This window comes from Flavobacterium sp. (assembly GCF_027531705.1).
In the GTDB taxonomy this organism is placed as follows: domain Bacteria; phylum Bacteroidota; class Bacteroidia; order Flavobacteriales; family Flavobacteriaceae; genus Flavobacterium.
The window spans coordinates 1-17,887 of sequence record NZ_JAPZSP010000005.1; the positions used below are offsets into that span (position 1 = coordinate 1).

Sequence of the window (17,887 nt, forward strand, 5' to 3'; positions counted from 1 at the left end):
GGATTTTATATTCCAAGATACCAAAATTTGAATGGTGAAAAGAAAAATTACTTAAGAGGTTTTGGTTACCAAGGTGGAGCATCAAGAAACGGTTGGGAATCGCAAGTTGCCGAAATGAGTTTTGGAAAAGACTTGAAAGACATGATGGGCGAACCAGGAAAATGGAATATTGGAGCAACTGCTTTCGGAGAAATGCTTCCATATCATGAAAATAGAATTTCTTTAGACGCCGAGAAAAAAGACAAATGGGGTTTACCAGTCTTAAATTTTGATGTCGAAATTAAAGAAAATGAAAAGAAGATGCGTGAAGACATGAAAAACGACATGAAAGAAATGTTGGAAATTGCTGGTGCTAAAAATGTAAATATTTTTGAAGCTGATTATGCACCAGGAATGGGAATTCACGAAATGGGAACTGCAAGAATGGGTAGAGATCCAAAATCTTCTGTTCTAAATGGAAATAATCAAGTGTGGGATTGCTTAAATGTGTTTGTAACTGACGGTGCTTGTATGACTTCTGCAAGTTGTGTGAATCCATCATTAACTTACATGGCTTTAACAGCAAGAGCGGCAAATTTTGCAACTGAAGAATTAAAAAAAGGTAACCTTTAAAAAATTACTATCATGAACAGAAGAGATTTAATTAAAAATATAGCTATAATTAGTGGTGGTTTGTTTATCGGTTCTAATTTTCTTTTAACTAGTTGTAAAAATTCCGAAGCTGGTTCGCAAGTAATAAGCGAAGATTTGTTGAAATTATTAGACGAAGTTGCCGAGACTATCATTCCTGAAACAGAAACTGCTGGAGCAAAAACTACCAAAGTTGCTGAATTTATCAATAAAATTTTCCAAGATATTTATACCGACGAAGAACAGAAAGAGTTTATTGCAGCTTTAAAAATGATAAATGATAAAGCTAAAGAAAAAATGGGTGATGATTTCGTAAATCTTTCAGCCGATAAAAAAGCACAATTGTTTAGCGAAATCAAGAGCCCAAAAGACAAAGGCTTCTTAGCGATGTATCAAATGGTTTTATATTCTTATCTTACATCAGAAAAAGGAATGAAAGCAACTTTCAGATATGTTCCAGTTCCTGGGAAGCAAGAAGGCGATATACCTTATAAAAAAGGAGATAAAATGTTTGTTGGTTTGGCGGGATAAATTTTAGAAAATGAAAAAAAATATTGTTTTAGGTTTAGTAATAATTAGTTTAGGAACAACCGTAAATGCTCAAAAAAAGTGGAAAGAAATTCCCAAAGATAATTACGCTATCATTACTAATGAAAACGGTTTATCTCTTGGTTACGCAACCGATTCTGGCGTGAAAATCCTAACAGTTGATGGTTTTGCTTTCAAAGATTTAAACAAAAACAATGTTTTAGATCCTTATGAAGATTGGCGATTAAATGTAAATGAAAGAGCCAAAAATTTAGCGTCTTTAATGTCAGTTGAACAAATTGCTGGTTTGATGTTATACAGTCGTCATCAAGCAATTCCTGCACCTGAACAAGGCTGGACAACTGGAACTTATAATGGAAAACCCTTTTCTAAAAGCGGTGCAAAAGAAACTGATTTATCCGATCAACAAATTGAGTTTTTAACTAAAGACAACTTAAGACATATTTTGTTAACATCGGTTCAAAGTCCAACAATTGCAGCACAATGGAATAATAATGTACAAAAATTATCAGAAGGAATAGGACTCGGAATTCCAGCCAACAATAGCTCTGATCCAAGACATGGTGCTAATAAAGATACTGAATATAATGCTGGTTCTGGCGGAACAATTTCGCAATGGCCCGAAGAATTGGGTTTATCTGCCACTTTTGACCCTGCAATAACTCAACAATTTGGTTCAATTGCGGCTAAAGAATACAGAGCATTAGGAATTGCAACTGCTTTATCACCTCAAATTGATTTGGCCACCGAACCAAGATGGAACCGTTTTATTGGAACTTTTGGTGAAGATCCTAAACTCGCAACCGATATGGCTAGAGCTTATGTTGATGGTTTTCAAACTTCATCCAACGAAGTTGATACTTATAACGGTTGGGGAAACCAAAGTGTGAATGCAATGATTAAACATTGGCCAAGTGGTGGACCAGAAGAAGCAGGTCGAGATGCACATTTTGCCTACGGAAAATTTGCCGTATATCCAGGAAATAATTTTGAAACTCATCTTAAACCTTTTCTTGATGGTGCTTTTAATCTTTCTGGTAAAACCCAAAAGGCTTCTGCAGTTATGCCTTATTATACAATATCTTTCAATCAAGATAAAAAAAATAATGAAAATGTTGGAAATGGTTTTAGTAAATATATTATAACTGATTTATTACGAGATAAATATAAATATGATGGTGTCGTGTGCACCGATTGGCTTATAACAGCAGATGAAGGTAAAACACCAGACGTTTTTGCAGGAAAATCATGGGGTGTTGAAAAAATGAGTGTAGCCGAAAGACACTACAAAGTGTTAATGGCAGGAGTTGATCAGTTTGGTGGGAATAATGACGTTAAACCTGTAATTGAAGCTTATCAAATGGGTGTAAAAGAGTATGGAGAGACTTTTATGCGAACTCGTTTTGAACAATCTGCAGTTCGTTTACTTCTCAATATTTTCAGAGTTGGATTGTTTGAAAATCCCTATTTGGATGCTGTCACAACAAATGCTATTGTTGGAAAACCTGAATACATGAAAGCGGGTTATGAAGCTCAATTGAAGTCAATTGTAATGATAAAAAATCAGAAAAAAACCTTGCCAATTCAAGAAAGAAAAACTGTTTATGTTCCAAAAAGAACAACACCAGCTACTGTCAATTTTTTCGGAATGCCAGTTCCAGAAAAGACAGAGTATCCTGTGAATTTAGATTTAATTAAAAAATATTATGATGTAACCGATGTTCCATCAAAAGCTGATTTTGCTTTGGTTTTCATTAAGAGTCCAATTAGTAACGGTTATAGCGCTCAAGATAGAAAAGAAGGAGGTAATGGTTATGTTCCAATTAGTTTACAATTGAAAGATTATAAAGCGACAACCGCTAGAGCATCAAGTATTGCTGCAGGTGATCCAGTTGTTGACCCAACAATAACCAACAGAAGTTATCTGAATAAAGTATCAAAATCAAATTCTTATCCTGATTTGAATACTATTTTAGAAACCAAAAAAGCAATGAAAGGAAAACCTGTAATTGTTTCTGTAAATGTTTCTAATCCAATGGTTTTTTCAGAATTTGAAAAACAAGTAGATGCCATCGTTTGTGAGTTTGGTGTTCAAACGGAAGCTTTATTAGACATTATTTCAGGAAAAGTTGAGCCTTCAGGATTATTACCTCTACAAATGCCTAATGATATGGAAACAGTCGAAAAGCAGTTTGAAGATGTTCCACACGACATGATTCCATATGTTGATTGTACAAAAAATGTTTACGATTTTGGATTTGGATTAAATTGGAAAGGAAAAATTTCTGATGCAAGAACTCAAAAATATAAAATAACCAAAAAATAATAACCAACCATGGATAGAAGAAAATTTGTAATCAAATCGGCACAAGCAGCCGCTCTATTAGCTGTGCTTCCCAATATTGCTTGTTCAAATAAGTTGGTTTCGGCTAATGGAATTTATACTGAATTTGGTATTCAATTATGGACATTAAGAGACATTATCAATGCTAATCCACAAGAAACCATTCGACAAGTAGGAAAAATGGGCTATACCCAAATTGAAAGTTTTGAAGGCGAAAAAGGAATTTTTTGGGGAATGAAACCTAAAGAGTTCAAATCGTTTTTAGATGGCGAAAACTTAAAACTAGTAAGCGCACATTGTAATTGGACAAAAGATTTACAACAAAAAGCGGCTGATGTAGCAAGTATTGGTGGAAAATATCTTATTTGTCCTTGGCTTGGACCACAAAAGACATTAGACGATTATAAAAAGTATGCTGACGAATTCAATAAAGCTGGAGAAATTTGTAATAAAGAAGGTGTGAAATTTGCTTATCACAATCACGATTATTCATTCAAAGAAATGGATGGTGTAATTCCGCAACAACTTTTTATGGATAGAACTAATGCAGATTTAGTCGATTTTGAAATGGATATGTATTGGGTTGTAACGGCCGGAGTTGATCCAGTTGAGTATATGGCAAAATATAAAAATCGTTTCAAATTGTGTCATATTAAAGATAGAAACAAAGATTCAAAAGAACCGTTTGATTCTTGTACGCTCGGTGATGGATTTATAAATTATCCAGAAATTTTGGTAAAAGCCAAAGAATATGGGATGGAATATTTCATATACGAGCAAGAAAAATACAACGACAAAGGCGTTTTAGCTAATGCTAAAGAAAGTGCCGAATATTTGAAAAAACTGCAACGTTAATTTAAGTTTTTAAATGAAAACAATAAAAGGACCTGCTATATTTTTAGCACAATTTTACGGGGATAATGCGCCGTTTGATACTATTGACAACATCTGTCAATGGGCAGCTAATTTAGGATACAAAGGTGTTCAAATTCCGACTTGGGATGCAAAGTATTTCAATTTAGAAAAAGTAGCAACCGATAAAGTTTTTGCCCAAGAATACAAGGCTAAAATAAATAGTTATGGTTTAGAAATAACCGAATTATCAACGCATTTACAAGGGCAATTAATTGCTGTTAATCCTGCTTATGACCAACTTTTTGATGGTTTTGCTCCTGATTATTGCAAGAATAATCCAAAAGCTCGTTACGATTGGGCTGTTCAACAACTTAAATGGGCAGCAAAGGCTTCTGAAAATTTGGGTTTAAGTGCTCATGCTACTTTTAGCGGTTCGTTACTTTGGCACACCGTTTATCCATGGCCACAACGACCAGCTGGTTTGGTTGACGAAGGGTTCACAGAATTGGCAAAACGCTGGACACCTATTTTGAATGAATTTGATGCATGTGGAGTTGATTTATGTTACGAAGTTCATGCTGGCGAAGATTTGTGCGACGGTATTTCGTATGAAATGTTTCTAGACAAAGTTAAGCAACATCCAAGAGCGTGTTTGTTGTATGATCCATCACATTTCGTTTTACAGTGTTTGGATTATGTGACTTATATCGACCATTATCATGAACGAATTAGAGCATGCCATATCAAAGACGCTGAGTTTAATCCAACAGGAAAACAAGGTGTTTATGGTGGATTTCAAAATTGGACCGATAGAGCTGGAAGATTCCGCTCGTTGGGTGATGGTCAAGTTGATTTTAAAAAAGTTTTTAGTAAATTAGCACACTACGATTTTCCGGGTTGGGCCGTTTTAGAATGGGAATGTTGTTACAAAAACCAAGAAGACGGTGCCAAAGAAGGAGTAGAGTTCATAAAAAATCATATTATCAGAGTAACTGATAAAGCATTTGATGATTTTGCAAGTGTTGAACAAGACAAAGAGTTTAATAGAAGAGTTTTAGGAATTTAAAAATAGAATAATAGATTTTATGAAAAAAATAGTTTTAGTTGCTGTGGTTGCAACGATGCTTACATCATGTGGTGAAAAGAAAAAAGAAGTAACCGAAGAAGAATTTACAACTGAAAAACCAGTTGCCGAAGAAACTAAAATTTCAAGAGGTGAGGAATTGATTGCTGCAAGTGATTGTTTGGCTTGTCATAAAGTTGATGAAAAAGTAGTTGGTCCATCATATAAAGAAGTTGCAGCTAAGTATACAGAGAAAGATGTTGCTATGCTTACAGAAAAAATAATAAAAGGCGGACAAGGAGTTTGGGGTGAAGTTCCAATGACACCACATCCAACAGTTTCAACAGAGGATGCTACTGAAATGGTAAACTATATACTTACTTTAAAATAATGTAATGATGAAAAAACTACTTATAATTGCTCTTTTTGCTTCAACTTTTATTGCTTGTAAAAAAGAAAAAACAGCTGAAGTTGCTGTCTCAAATGAAACAGTTCAAAAAGATTCGTTAGCTTTTAATTCATTGTCTGATTCCGAAAAAGCAGAAGGATGGGAATTATTATTTGATGGAAAATCAATTGAGGGTTGGCACAAATACGGAACTGATTCAATAGGAAAAGCTTGGGAAGTTAATGATCAATCTATCCATTTGAATGTTTCAGATAAAAAAGATTGGCAAGCAGCTAATGGTGGTGATATTATTTCAGCAAAAGAGTATAGTAATTTTCATTTAAAATTAGATTGGAAAGTAGCCAAAAATGGAAATAGTGGTATTATTTTTTATGTGCACGAAGATCCAAAAAAATATGAATTCCCTTGGATGACTGGTCCAGAAATGCAAGTTTTAGATAATAACGGACATCCTGATTCTAAAATTATTAAACACAGAGCAGGTGATTTATACGATTTAATAACTTCAAAAGAAACTGTAAAACCAGCCGAAGAATGGAATCATGCTGAAATCATTTCAAACAAAGGCAAACTTGAATTTTATCTAAATGATGAAAAAGTTCTAGAAACAACCATGTGGGATGATGCTTGGAAAAAAATGATAGCAGGCTCTAAATTCCATGAATTTCCTGGATTCGGCACCTATAAATCGGGTAAATTATGTTTGCAAGATCATGGTGATAAGATTTGGTTCAGAAACATAAAAATTAAAGAATTGAAATAAGAAATAAAATCCGAAGTCACATTCGGATTTTATTTTATTAAAAAGAAAAGTATGAGTTTATTTAAAAATATATTTGGAAGTTCTGATGAAGAAACAACCAATTCAAAATTAGATTGGAAACCATTAACTGATTTAGGTCAACTTGATGAAATTGTGGATTTGTCTAATGAAAAACCTGTTGCTATTTTCAAACATAGTACAAGATGTAGTATTAGCAGAATGGCTCTCAAACAGTTTGAAAACGAGTTTGATTTACAAGATAAAATAGCTATTTATTTCTTAGATTTATTGAATTACCGAGAAATTTCAAATGAAATTGCCAACCGTTTCAATGTAATGCATCAATCGCCACAAATTCTTTTGATTAAAAACGGAAAAGCCATTTACCACGATTCTCACAGCGATATCGAAGCTGCCATTTTAAAAAACTATTTATAAAATGAAAAAAAATATTTTAGGGTTGATGCTTTCTTTTTTGATTGCAAGTTGTTCAACTTCAAAACAAGCTACTTTTTTGGTTGGAACTTATACAGCAAATGCATCTCAAGGAATAAATGTTATTCAATTTGACACTAATTCAAAAGCAATTTCTATTCAAAATCTCATTCCAGGAATAGAAAATCCTTCATTTGTAATAACTAATAAAGGTAAGACAATTCTGGTCGCTGTTGAAGAAACTGCGAGTGAAACTGGTGGAAAAGTAACTTCGTATTCGTATGATTCTACTTCAAATAAATTTAAAAAGCTAAATTCCCTTTTTACCAAAGGAAATCACCCTTGTACAGTGACTTTCAGTCCAGATGAAAAGTATGTTATTGTTGGAAATTATTCAGGCGGAAATTTAGCTGTTTTTCCTATCGACCAACAAGGAAATCTTTCTGAAAACACTCAATTTATTCAATATGAAGGCAAAAGTGTGAATGCTGAGCGCCAAGAAAAACCGCATGTGCATTCAGTTGTTTTTCATCCTAAAGATAGTTTTCTTTTCGTAGCCGATTTAGGTCGCGATGCAATCGAAATGGTTCCTTTTGATGCCAATTCAAAAACATTTTTACAAATAGAAAATGCAATTTCGACCAAAGTGTCAAGTGGTTCTGGACCAAGACATTTGCTTTTTAACAAAGCAGGAAATACACTTTATGTAACCTACGAATTGACAAATGAAATAGGTGTTTTCAAATTTGAAGATAACCAATTGCAACACCAACAAACAATAGCATTAACCAAAACACCTACAAAAAGCGGTTCCGCAGCTGAATTGCGATTGAGCGACGACGGAAATTATTTGTACGCGACCGTTAGAGGAAACGATAATCAATTGGTTGTAATGAAAACAAATCAAGATAAAGATTTAGAAGTTATCCAAAGTATTGCAACAGGAAAAGCACCACGTAATTTTATTTTGACAAATGACCAAAAAAATATTCTAATTGCCAATCAAAATTCAGATAAAATAACCGTTTTTGATAGAGACACAAAATCAGGATTATTATCGCCAACTTCGAGCGAAATCAGCATTCCAAAACCAGTTTACTTGTTCAACTTTTAAAAAATAAAAAAACGCATCTGAAATTTCAAATGCGTTTACTTCTTACTTCTTAATTCTAAATTCTGAAATCTATCTTCTAAACTTATTTCTTCCCAAAATATCTTTTAGTTTCAGTTTCAAATCTTCTCCACAATCATAAACCATTTGTTCATTACTAGGAAACGGAACAGCTCTTTTATCAAAATAAGACATATAATCTGCGTCACAAGCATTTCTATCACCGTTATATTTAGAATAAATATTCTCAAAAACAAATTCACTTGCTAAAGGATAAGTATCGATTAATTGGTTTGACTTGAAATCAATATAATCTACTTTGGCAGTAACTTGAGCCGATTTGAATTGTCTTGATTCGTAAATTGTAGCTCTAATTGTTTTCATGTTGTCAACCATAACCACATTTCCTTTGTCGTCTTTTACTTGTTGACCTTGAGCGTTTAAAAGAGGTTTGGTTCCGTCTTTTACTTGCTTTTCTTTGATGATTTCTTTCTCTTTTATTTGTTCAGGAGAAATATTGATTTGTCTAAAATTCACAATCAAACCATAATCATAAACAATACCTTTAACTTTATTACTTTGATAAACCGTCCATTTGTCATTCAAACCATAAGTGCTAAAATCTAACAAATCGTTTTCCAATCTTACAGGAATTACCATGTTGGTCTCGTTTTTGGTATAAACACTTACGTAGTCAGTTCCTTTTTGTTTGGCTTGGTCTATCAAAGAAGCAACATCTTTATAATTCGGATTCAAGCTATTCAGATATACCAGATCGTCATAAGCACGACGGAAATTCATTTTGTCTTTTGTTGCCAAAAGTCCTTTTGAATTATCATATAAATGTTTGGCTAATGCATTTTTGCTACTAACAATTTGATCGGAATAATCTTCAAATGGAAAAATTGCATTTCTGCCTTCTTTTAACAATTTCAATGGCAATAATGGTTTTATCAATTCCTGACGACTATTGAGCTGCAAATAAGCATTGTAAATCTTCTCAGTATTACTTGGACTCGCATCTTTAAACCACATGTTTATATTTTGCAAATCGCGTTCTTTCACCTTAGCAAATGCTTCTTCTAATAAATAAATATAGTCTTGTTTTCCTTTGGCGTCTTTTCTATTTTTCAAGTTTTCGACAGCTGTTTCAATAGCAGCATCATAATCACCAGAAGTCAATGATTCTCTAGTCTGGCGAACACCACACGAAAGAATAAACAAAGTAAGAGTAATAAAAAGTAACGTTTTTTTCATAGATTTTTTAATTTTTATTTAGGAGCTATTTCCAGCTATCCGCTCTATCTTTGTCTTTTTAAAGAAAAAAGACAAAGGATGCCGCTACTATCTGGGCTAGGGCTTTACGGTAACTAGTCATTCCAGAGGAATCTTATCAAGTTAATATACTATTTCCTAACAAACGGCGGCAACAATTTACTCACAACATCACCAAAACCAATTCGTACCGAACTATTTTGACAATATCCTTTCATGATTACCGTATCGTTATCATTTATAAATTTACGTTCGCTACCATCTTTCATCTTTATAGGATTTTTGCCACTCCAAGTAAGTTCTAGCATCGAACCATAACTGTCTTCTGTTGGTCCAGAAATCGTTCCCGAACCCATCATATCACCAGAATTCACTCTACATCCATTAGAAGTATGATGCGCCAATTGCTGACACATAGACCAATACATATATTTAAAGTTTGATTTACTGACCAAAGTTGGTTCCACATTTTCAGGCTCAATATAAACTTCTAAATTAATATCAAAAGCATGTTTCCCTTTTTGTTGTAGGTAAGGAAGCGGTGTTGGCTCTTGATTTGGCCCTTTAGTTCTAAATGGTTCTAAAGCATCCATCGTAACTATCCATGGAGAAATTGAAGAAGCGAAGTTTTTTGCTAAGAACGGTCCAAGTGGCACATATTCCCATTTTTGGATATCTCTTGCGCTCCAATCGTTTAGCAAAACCATTCCAAAAATATAATCTTCTGCTTCATTTATAGGAATGTTTTCTCCCATAATATTTGCATCAGTTGTTATAAAAGCAGTTTCTAGTTCAAAATCTATAGATTGTGAAGGCCCAAAAACAGGTGTCGATTGTCCATTTGGCAAGGTTTGTCCCATTGGACGATGCACAGGAATTCCGCTAGGAACAATTGTAGAACTTCTGCCATGATAGCCAACCGGAATGTGAAGCCAATTCGGTAACAAAGCATTTTCAGGATCACGGAACATTTTTCCAACATTGGTTGCATGTTCTTTACTACTATAAAAATCGGTGTAATCGCCAATTTGAACAGGCAAAAGCATCTCTATTAACTTCACATTAAAGATTACAACGTCTCGATGTGCTTTGTTATCTCTAAGTTTTGGGTTATTCTCTTCAAAAAGCTCCGACAATCGATTTCTAACCAAACGCCATGTTTTTTTTCCGTCAGAAATAAAATCATTTAACGTGTCTTGCATAAACATATCGTCGGTCAATTCGATTCCTTCAAAGTAACCTAATTGTTGCAATGCTCCCATATCAATGGCGCAATCTCCAATTCTTGTTCCTATTGTGATAACATCATCTTTGGTTATAAAAACTCCAAAAGGAATATTCTGTATAGGGAAATCACTATTTTCAGGTACATGTATCCACGATTTTCTGTTAGGGTCATTGGCTAGATTTGGCATATTTTTTATTGTTGATTTGTTGTTGAAAAATTAGTAATCAAATATATCATTTAGAATTTATTTGACAAACATATTTCGTAATTTTGAAAAGTTTTTAACGAAAATCTATAAAAATGCAACGCGACGAACAAATTTTTGATTTAATTCTTGACGAACAAGACAGACAAATTCATGGTATTGAGCTTATTGCTTCAGAGAACTTTGTAAGCGACCAAGTAATGGAAGCAGCAGGTTCATGCCTAACTAATAAATATGCCGAAGGTTATCCTGGAAAAAGATATTATGGTGGCTGTGAAGTAGTTGATATTGTAGAACAAATCGCTATTGATAGAGCAAAAGCTTTATTTGGTGCTGAGTATGTAAACGTACAACCACATTCTGGTTCGCAAGCCAATACAGCTGTTTTTGCAGCTTGTTTAAAACCTGGTGACAAGATTTTAGGATTTGATTTGTCTCATGGTGGACATTTAACACACGGTTCTCCAGTAAACTTTTCTGGTAAATTGTACACACCAAGTTTTTATGGTGTTGAGCCTGAAACTGGACAATTTGACTATGACAAAATTCAAGCAATTGCTACCAAAGAGCAACCAAAAATGATTATTGCTGGAGCTTCTGCCTATTCACGCGATATGGATTTTAAACGTTTTAGAGAGATTGCCGATTCAGTAGGAGCATTGTTATTAGCTGATATTTCGCATCCAGCAGGATTGATTGCTAAAGGCTTGATGAACGATCCAATTCCGCATTGTCATATTGTTACAACAACTACTCATAAAACCCTTCGTGGACCACGTGGTGGAATGATTATGATGGGCAAAGATTTTGAAAATCCTTGGGGTTTAACCACACCAAAAGGCGAAATCAGAATGATGTCACATATTTTAGATATGTCGGTTTTCCCAGGTAATCAAGGTGGTCCATTGATGCATATTATTGCTGCTAAAGCAGTCGCATTTGGAGAATGTCTAAGCGATGAGTTTTTTAGATATGCTGTTCAAGTGCAGAAAAATGCAAAAGCAATGGCGGAAGCTTTCGTAAAAAGAGGCTACAATATCATTTCTGGCGGAACTGATAACCACATGATGCTAATTGATTTGAGAAACAAAAATATTTCTGGTAAAGAAGCCGAAAATGCTTTGGTTAAAGCCGAAATTACAGTAAATAAAAACATGGTGCCTTTTGACGATAAATCTCCATTTGTTACATCAGGAATTAGAGTTGGAACACCTGCTATCACAACACGTGGTTTGGTTGAAGAAGATATGGAAACCATCGTAGCATTTATCGATAGAGTACTTATGAATCACACAGACGAAACCATAATTGAAGAAGTGGCAACCGAGGTAAACGAAATGATGAGCGAAAGGGCTATGTTTGTTTTCTAAAAAGAAATTTTAAAATACTAAAAATCCCAAGTTTGTAGCTTGGGATTTTTTTTAGATTAATATATTTTTATTTGCTAAATCTGTGAAGTGTTTAATTCATTGCTGTTAATAGAATGGATACAACTATTTGATGCGTTAGACCTGTAAAGTTAAAACACCCCAAAGTGAATTGAATAAAAACTAGTAAAATCAAACTATTCAATCCATTTTTTTGTTGTGATGTAAGTGAGTATTTTTTGCTTTTTAAAAATAAAAGTAATAGTAAACCAACAACATACGTCATTGTTCTGTGAATAAATTGTACGCCACTTTTTCCTATTGTAAATCGGAGTAACCACGAATCTTTTTCTAATGCAATACTTTCATGAATAAATTGTCTAAAAATCCGGGGAAACATTTATTTTGCTAGTGCTTAAGGAGTTGTAGTTTTGGTTTAATGAAACATGTAACAAAAAAATGTTACAAATTTTATAATTAAAGTGTTTGAAATTGAGTAAAATTGTATAGATTTACTTACCAATACTTTACATTATGAAAAAAGCCATTTTACTTTTCCTTTTTTTCGTTTTTCGTTTTTCTTATGGGCAAAACGAAAAAAACATTGATTCTTTGAAAAAAGTCATTTCTTCTAAAATTTCTAAGGATGAAAAAGCGGTTGCTTACCATACTTTGCTTCAAATAACTTTGAATACCGATTTTGAAATATCAAAAAAGTATATTAAAGAACTTTACGCCCTAAATAATGATAATTCTTGCCCAAAATGTGAAGTTTTAGGAGATTTGAATCAAGGTTATTTTTATTATTTAAATAATGAAAATAAAAACTCAATTTTATTCTATGAAAAGTCTGCAAAAAAAGCGTTAAAGATTAAAGATTTTGAAAACTATGAGGCTGCAAAAATGCAACTTATACAGACATTTTTAAATACAAGCGATATTGTAAATGGTGAGAAAGAGTTGAATGATCTTTTAGACTTTAAAAAAGTAAATAATTTAAAAAAAAACACAGAATATGTTTATTATCTTTTAGGTCAGTTGAATATTATTAAGTCATTTAATAACACAGCTATAGAATATTTTTTACTAGCAGAGAAGAAGATGATTGAGAATAAGTCTAAAGACCTTGCTTTTAAAATTACTAACAATACCATGATTTGTACAATGTATGCAAATCTTAAAAGTTTCGATAAAGCTAGAGAATATAATAACAAAGCCTTGATTATTGCTAATGAAACAAAGGATGTTTATGAAATAACCAAAGTAAATCTTTATAGAGGTTTTTTGGAAACATCTGCTAAGAATTATGCAATTGCTCAAAAACACCTCCAAAAAGCTTATGACTTTTATAAAGAAAATGGTAATAAAATGTATGAAAGTTCTTCGGCTCAATTTTTAGGAAAAGTGTATTATCAATTAAAAGATTATCCTAAGTCGTTAACGTATTCAAATATTGCAATTGATTTTTTTTCAAAAAATAATCAAAATAGTGATTACGCGAGAGCAATAGTTAATCGAGCAAAAGTGATGATAAACAATAATAATCTTGAAAGTGCTAGACAAGATATTAATATAGCAAAGTCATTAATAAAGCCTGATTCTAAAGATTATATAGAAGTTCTCGATGCCGAAATTGATTATTTCAAAAAGACTAATAATATAAATGATGCAATAAAGTTTATTGATTTGAGGGATTCATTAGTTCAAGTTAAAGAGTCTAAATCAAATAAAAACAGTCTGAACGAAGTTGAAGCTAAATACCAAACAAAACAAAAAGAACAACAAATCAAACTTTTATCTGCACAAAACGAACTTGCTGCTAAACAAAAATACATTTACATTGCTTTATTAGGTTTATTAGCCATTATTGGAGGAAGTTTATTTTACGGCTATCGCAACAAAATAAAAACAGCACAAAAACTAAATGAACTAAACGAACTAAAATCAAGATTTTTTGCTAATATTTCACACGAATTCAGAACACCGTTAACTTTGATAAAAAGTCCGGTGCAAAGTTTACAATCCGAAATTACTAATGAAAGTCAGAAAAGTAAATTAGATTTGATTGATAAAAATTCTAATAGAATGTTAGATTTAGTCGATCAACTTTTGGAACTTTCCAAACTAGATAGTGGAAAATTGCAGCTTATTTTAAAAGAAGGAAACATAGCTACTTTCTTGAACTCTTTGGTTGATTCATTTACTTTTCAAGCCAAAGAAAACAAACTTTCATTTACTTCGACAATCGAAAAAAATACAGAAAACCATCATTTTGATAAAGATGTGATTGAAAAAATAGTCACCAATTTACTTTCAAATGCTATTAAATATACAGATGAAAATGAAAAAGTTAGTTTTGATTCTAAAATAGAAAACAATCAATTGCAGTTGGTGGTTTCCAATTCGGGTTCTGAAATAAAAAAAGAAGATTTGCCAAAACTTTTTGAACGTTTTTATCAGAAAAAAGAAAACCATCAAGGTGTTGGTATCGGATTAGCTTTGGTAAAAGAATTGGTCGAATTATATAAAGGAAAAATTGAAACCAATGTTGAAAATGGTATTTTGAGTTTTGCGGTTTCATTACCATTAGAAAAAGCAAATGAAAATGCGATTGTAGTCACCAAAGAAGTTCCAAAGGCAATTATTTCGGAAGAAAATAAAAACGAAAACGAACTTCCAATTCTATTGATAGTTGATGACAATCAAGATGTTAGAATGGTTTTGAAAGATATTTTTAAAAGCAATTATCAAATTCTAGAAGCCGAAGATGGCGAACAAGCGCTAAAAATTGCCAAAAAAGAAATTCCAGATTGCATAATTAGTGATGTAATGATGCCAAAAATGGACGGATTTGAATTTACTAAACAAATAAAAAACAACGAATTAACATCGTTTATTCCAGTAATATTACTAACAGCAAGAACAACAGATGAAGCACATTTGGAAGGTTTGAAAAGTACAGCAGATGCCTATTTGACCAAACCATTTAACAACGAAATTGTAAAAGAAACAGTAAATCAGTTGATTGCTGAACGAAAAAAACTGCATCAACGTTATAGTCAAGAACTAGTTTTGCGACCTGTTGATATTGTAATCAATTCGGTTGACGAAAAATTTATAGAAAAATTACAAGTTATATTAGACAAAGAATTATCAAATTCCGAGTTTAGTTCAGAAGATTTTGCAGCAGCTGTTGGCATGAGCCGTATGCAATTGCACCGCAAACTAAAATCATTACTTGGTGTTTCATCAACAGAATTTTTAAGAAACGAACGATTGAAAGTTGCCACCGAATTACTCAAAAAAGGAAATGGAAATATTTCAGATGTTGCTTATGCAGTCGGATTTAATGATGTATCGTATTTTTCTAAATGTTTTAAAGAAGTTCATGGTTGTAGTCCAACTGAATACATAGAAAAATAAACTCAATTTTTTCAAATTTTAAAATCAAAGCCAAAAGCTTTGATTTTTTTTTGGTTCTAAGCCATTGATTTTACTGGCTTGTAACATCATGTTACAATAGTTATAACTGTTGTTACAATACTCACAATGATTGTTTTTGGTTCTATGCAACTTTGCCTTGTTGAACAATTAAAAACAATAATTATGAAATCGAAGATTCACGAATACAAAAAAAAACGACTCCTTGTGAGTAAATTAAATCTTTTACTTTTTTTACTTTCTTGTTTTCTTATTCCAAATGTGCATTCGCAAAATGCAGTTGTTGCTTCTGGTGGTGATGCAACAGGAACAGGTGGGAAGGTCAGTTATTCAGTAGGGCAAATTGCTTATACTTATGCTAGTGGTACAAATGGTTCTGTAAATCAAGGTGTGCAACAACCTTTTGAAATCTCTACACTTGGAAACGACAATTTTCCAAACATTGTTTTGGAAATGAGTGTTTATCCAAATCCAACAGCAAATAATGTAACCTTAAAAATTTCTGATTTTTCGACTGAAAATTTGAGTTATCAACTATTTGATATTGCAGGGAAACAAATTTTAAGCGAACAAGTTGCTAACTCTGTTACTGAAATTAATATGGACAATTTGAATTCTGCCATTTATTTCTTGATCATAAACAACCAAAACAAAATAATCAAAACTTTCAAAATCATTAAAAATTAATAAATATGAAAACAAATACAAAATTACTCGTCATTTTTCTATTCTCTTTTTTCAGTTCTATATGTTCTAACGCGCAAGTAGTTTCAGGAATGAATTATCAAGCAGTTATCAGAAATTCTAGCAATGCACTGGTGGCAAATGCAACAGTTGGAGTAAAAATTAGTATTCTGCAAGGCAGCGCATCTGGTGCAATTGTTTTTTCAGAAAGTCATACAACAACAACCAATGCTAATGGTTTAGCAACTATAGTAATAGGAACTGGAACGCCTTTACTTGGTACATTTTTTACTATTGATTGGCTTTCTGGATTGCATTATATCAAAACAGATACTGATCCAACTGGTGGTGCGAACTATACTATTACCAACACAAGTCAATTAAACACTGTTCCGTATTCGCAATTTGCCGAAAATGCGCTTTATGCTTCTTACAGTGGCGATTCATGGAGAAAAACGGGAAACACAGTCGATTTGAACACCGATTTTATAGGATCTACCAATGATGTTGATGTGGTTTTTAAAAGAAATAATATAAAATCTGGACTGATTGGGCAAAATAAAATCGCATTAGGACGAGGTGCGTTAGGATTAAATTCAGGCAATTTTAATGTGGCTCTTGGACCTGATGCCTTAGCATTTAATACCGGAAGTTTTAACATAGCAACTGGTTTCGAATCGCAATACGTGAATTCTATTGGACAAGGTAATTCAAGCTACGGGCATGGTTCTTTAAGAAACAATAGCACAGAGAGTTATAACACTGCTATTGGATATCAAGCACTAAGAAATACAACTGGTGGACAAAACACTGCAATTGGTTGGAGTGCTTTAGAAAACCTTACAACTGGTGGCGGTAACATTGCCATTGGAAAATTGACAAATGTTCCATCATCAACGACAAATAACCAATTGTCAATAGGAAACGTTATTTACGGTACCAATATGGGAACTACTGCAACCGGTACAATTGGAATTGGTGTGCCAGTTCCAACTGAAAGATTGGAAGTTGATGGGAAAACCAAAACTACCAATTTGCAAGTAACTGCTGGTGCTGGAATAAATAAAGTATTAACATCTGATGCTACTGGAAATGCAACTTGGCAAAATTCAAATAAAAATACCGGAGTACATGTTACTAAAACAGCTATTCAGGTTATATCAAATGGTACTGATACCAAAATCGACTTTAATAACGAAGTAACAGATGATGGCAATGCATTTGATATAGCACCCGATGAATGGACAATTTCATCAGATGGATTTTATCATATTTATGCTACTGCTAGTTTTATTTCAACTTTTCTAACAGCAAATAGAGTTGAAATACTTATCACCGTAAACGGAATTATAAATAAAATTTCAAAATCATCATTATCAAGTGACGAAAGTATTGATATATCAGCCGACCTCAGATTATTTGCAAACGACAAAGTTACAATTCAAATTTATCAAAATTCAGGATCAAATGCTACACTAGCTAATAACCCGCAAAGAGTTTATTTCACAGGTTACAAAATTTATTAAAA

General features: G+C 32.8%; 16 protein-coding genes. 13 read left to right on the top strand and 3 right to left on the bottom strand.

Annotation, left to right across the window (positions count from 1 at the left end; all coding sequences use genetic code 11):
• The 9 genes from O9267_RS02195 to O9267_RS02235 all read left to right on the top strand — a co-directional run.
• The coding region (locus O9267_RS02195; RefSeq protein ID WP_298175516.1) for a GMC oxidoreductase at positions 1-612 on the top strand (612 nt) is incomplete at its 5' end.
• A gap of 12 nt (positions 613-624) precedes the next feature.
• Entirely contained in the window at positions 625-1,161 is a 537-nt protein-coding gene (locus O9267_RS02200) for a gluconate 2-dehydrogenase subunit 3 family protein (RefSeq protein WP_298175517.1), read from the top strand.
• A 10-nt stretch (positions 1,162-1,171) separates the two neighbouring features.
• On the top strand, positions 1,172-3,505 hold the full coding sequence (locus O9267_RS02205; protein WP_298175519.1) for a glycoside hydrolase family 3 N-terminal domain-containing protein: 2,334 nt from the start codon (positions 1,172-1,174) through the stop codon (positions 3,503-3,505).
• Positions 3,506-3,514: 9 nt separating this feature from the next.
• Entirely contained in the window at positions 3,515-4,378 is an 864-nt protein-coding gene (locus O9267_RS02210; protein WP_298175521.1) for a sugar phosphate isomerase/epimerase, read from the top strand.
• 13 nt (positions 4,379-4,391) lie between these two features.
• Complete coding sequence (locus O9267_RS02215) at positions 4,392-5,444, top strand: sugar phosphate isomerase/epimerase (protein ID WP_298175523.1); 1,053 nt, start codon at positions 4,392-4,394, stop codon at positions 5,442-5,444.
• 19 nt (positions 5,445-5,463) lie between these two features.
• On the top strand, positions 5,464-5,832 hold the full coding sequence (locus O9267_RS02220; RefSeq protein ID WP_298175525.1) for a c-type cytochrome: 369 nt from the start codon (positions 5,464-5,466) through the stop codon (positions 5,830-5,832).
• Positions 5,833-5,839: 7 nt separating this feature from the next.
• A complete protein-coding gene (locus O9267_RS02225) occupies positions 5,840-6,613 on the top strand; it encodes a DUF1080 domain-containing protein (protein WP_298175527.1) in 774 nt (257 codons plus the stop codon).
• Between the two features lie 51 nt (positions 6,614-6,664).
• Complete coding sequence (gene ytxJ, locus O9267_RS02230; protein WP_298175529.1) at positions 6,665-7,051, top strand: bacillithiol system redox-active protein YtxJ; 387 nt, start codon at positions 6,665-6,667, stop codon at positions 7,049-7,051.
• A 1-nt stretch (position 7,052) separates the two neighbouring features.
• Positions 7,053-8,162, top strand: coding sequence for a lactonase family protein (locus tag O9267_RS02235; protein WP_298175531.1), 1,110 nt, complete (start codon positions 7,053-7,055; stop codon positions 8,160-8,162).
• 69 nt (positions 8,163-8,231) lie between these two features.
• Here O9267_RS02235 and O9267_RS02240 read toward each other — a convergent pair whose 3' ends face one another.
• Both O9267_RS02240 and fahA read right to left on the bottom strand, forming a co-directional pair.
• A complete protein-coding gene (locus tag O9267_RS02240; RefSeq protein WP_298175533.1) occupies positions 8,232-9,416 on the bottom strand; it encodes a hypothetical protein in 1,185 nt (394 codons plus the stop codon).
• Positions 9,417-9,565: 149 nt separating this feature from the next.
• A complete protein-coding gene (gene fahA, locus O9267_RS02245; RefSeq protein WP_298175535.1) occupies positions 9,566-10,849 on the bottom strand; it encodes a fumarylacetoacetase in 1,284 nt (427 codons plus the stop codon).
• A gap of 113 nt (positions 10,850-10,962) precedes the next feature.
• On the opposite strand from fahA, the gene glyA reads away from it, so the two are divergent.
• The gene (gene glyA / locus O9267_RS02250; protein WP_298175538.1) at positions 10,963-12,237 is read left to right on the top strand and encodes a serine hydroxymethyltransferase; all 1,275 of its coding nucleotides are present in this window, start codon (positions 10,963-10,965) and stop codon (positions 12,235-12,237) included.
• Between the two features lie 91 nt (positions 12,238-12,328).
• Here glyA and O9267_RS02255 read toward each other — a convergent pair whose 3' ends face one another.
• Entirely contained in the window at positions 12,329-12,634 is a 306-nt protein-coding gene (locus tag O9267_RS02255) for a hypothetical protein (protein ID WP_298175540.1), read from the bottom strand.
• Positions 12,635-12,768: 134 nt separating this feature from the next.
• Between O9267_RS02255 and O9267_RS02260 the strand changes: the two genes are divergently transcribed.
• From O9267_RS02260 to O9267_RS02270, 3 genes are all read left to right on the top strand, one after another.
• On the top strand, positions 12,769-15,657 hold the full coding sequence (locus O9267_RS02260; RefSeq protein ID WP_298175542.1) for a response regulator: 2,889 nt from the start codon (positions 12,769-12,771) through the stop codon (positions 15,655-15,657).
• A gap of 183 nt (positions 15,658-15,840) precedes the next feature.
• A complete protein-coding gene (locus O9267_RS02265; protein ID WP_298175544.1) occupies positions 15,841-16,362 on the top strand; it encodes a T9SS type A sorting domain-containing protein in 522 nt (173 codons plus the stop codon).
• Positions 16,363-16,367: 5 nt separating this feature from the next.
• The gene (locus O9267_RS02270; protein WP_298175546.1) at positions 16,368-17,885 is read left to right on the top strand and encodes a hypothetical protein; all 1,518 of its coding nucleotides are present in this window, start codon (positions 16,368-16,370) and stop codon (positions 17,883-17,885) included.
• The last annotated feature ends 2 nt before the right edge of the window (positions 17,886-17,887 follow it).

Coding starts and splice junctions, on each gene's coding strand:
- O9267_RS02200 (WP_298175517.1), top strand. CDS start 625: ATGAACAGAAGAGATTTAATTAAAAATATAGCTATAATTAGTGGTGGT.
- O9267_RS02205 (WP_298175519.1), top strand. CDS start 1,172: ATGAAAAAAAATATTGTTTTAGGTTTAGTAATAATTAGTTTAGGAACA.
- O9267_RS02210 (WP_298175521.1), top strand. CDS start 3,515: ATGGATAGAAGAAAATTTGTAATCAAATCGGCACAAGCAGCCGCTCTA.
- O9267_RS02215 (WP_298175523.1), top strand. CDS start 4,392: ATGAAAACAATAAAAGGACCTGCTATATTTTTAGCACAATTTTACGGG.
- O9267_RS02220 (WP_298175525.1), top strand. CDS start 5,464: ATGAAAAAAATAGTTTTAGTTGCTGTGGTTGCAACGATGCTTACATCA.
- O9267_RS02225 (WP_298175527.1), top strand. CDS start 5,840: ATGAAAAAACTACTTATAATTGCTCTTTTTGCTTCAACTTTTATTGCT.
- ytxJ (WP_298175529.1), top strand. CDS start 6,665: ATGAGTTTATTTAAAAATATATTTGGAAGTTCTGATGAAGAAACAACC.
- O9267_RS02235 (WP_298175531.1), top strand. CDS start 7,053: ATGAAAAAAAATATTTTAGGGTTGATGCTTTCTTTTTTGATTGCAAGT.
- O9267_RS02240 (WP_298175533.1), bottom strand. CDS start 9,416: ATGAAAAAAACGTTACTTTTTATTACTCTTACTTTGTTTATTCTTTCG.
- fahA (WP_298175535.1), bottom strand. CDS start 10,849: ATGCCAAATCTAGCCAATGACCCTAACAGAAAATCGTGGATACATGTA.
- glyA (WP_298175538.1), top strand. CDS start 10,963: ATGCAACGCGACGAACAAATTTTTGATTTAATTCTTGACGAACAAGAC.
- O9267_RS02255 (WP_298175540.1), bottom strand. CDS start 12,634: ATGTTTCCCCGGATTTTTAGACAATTTATTCATGAAAGTATTGCATTA.
- O9267_RS02260 (WP_298175542.1), top strand. CDS start 12,769: ATGAAAAAAGCCATTTTACTTTTCCTTTTTTTCGTTTTTCGTTTTTCT.
- O9267_RS02265 (WP_298175544.1), top strand. CDS start 15,841: ATGAAATCGAAGATTCACGAATACAAAAAAAAACGACTCCTTGTGAGT.
- O9267_RS02270 (WP_298175546.1), top strand. CDS start 16,368: ATGAAAACAAATACAAAATTACTCGTCATTTTTCTATTCTCTTTTTTC.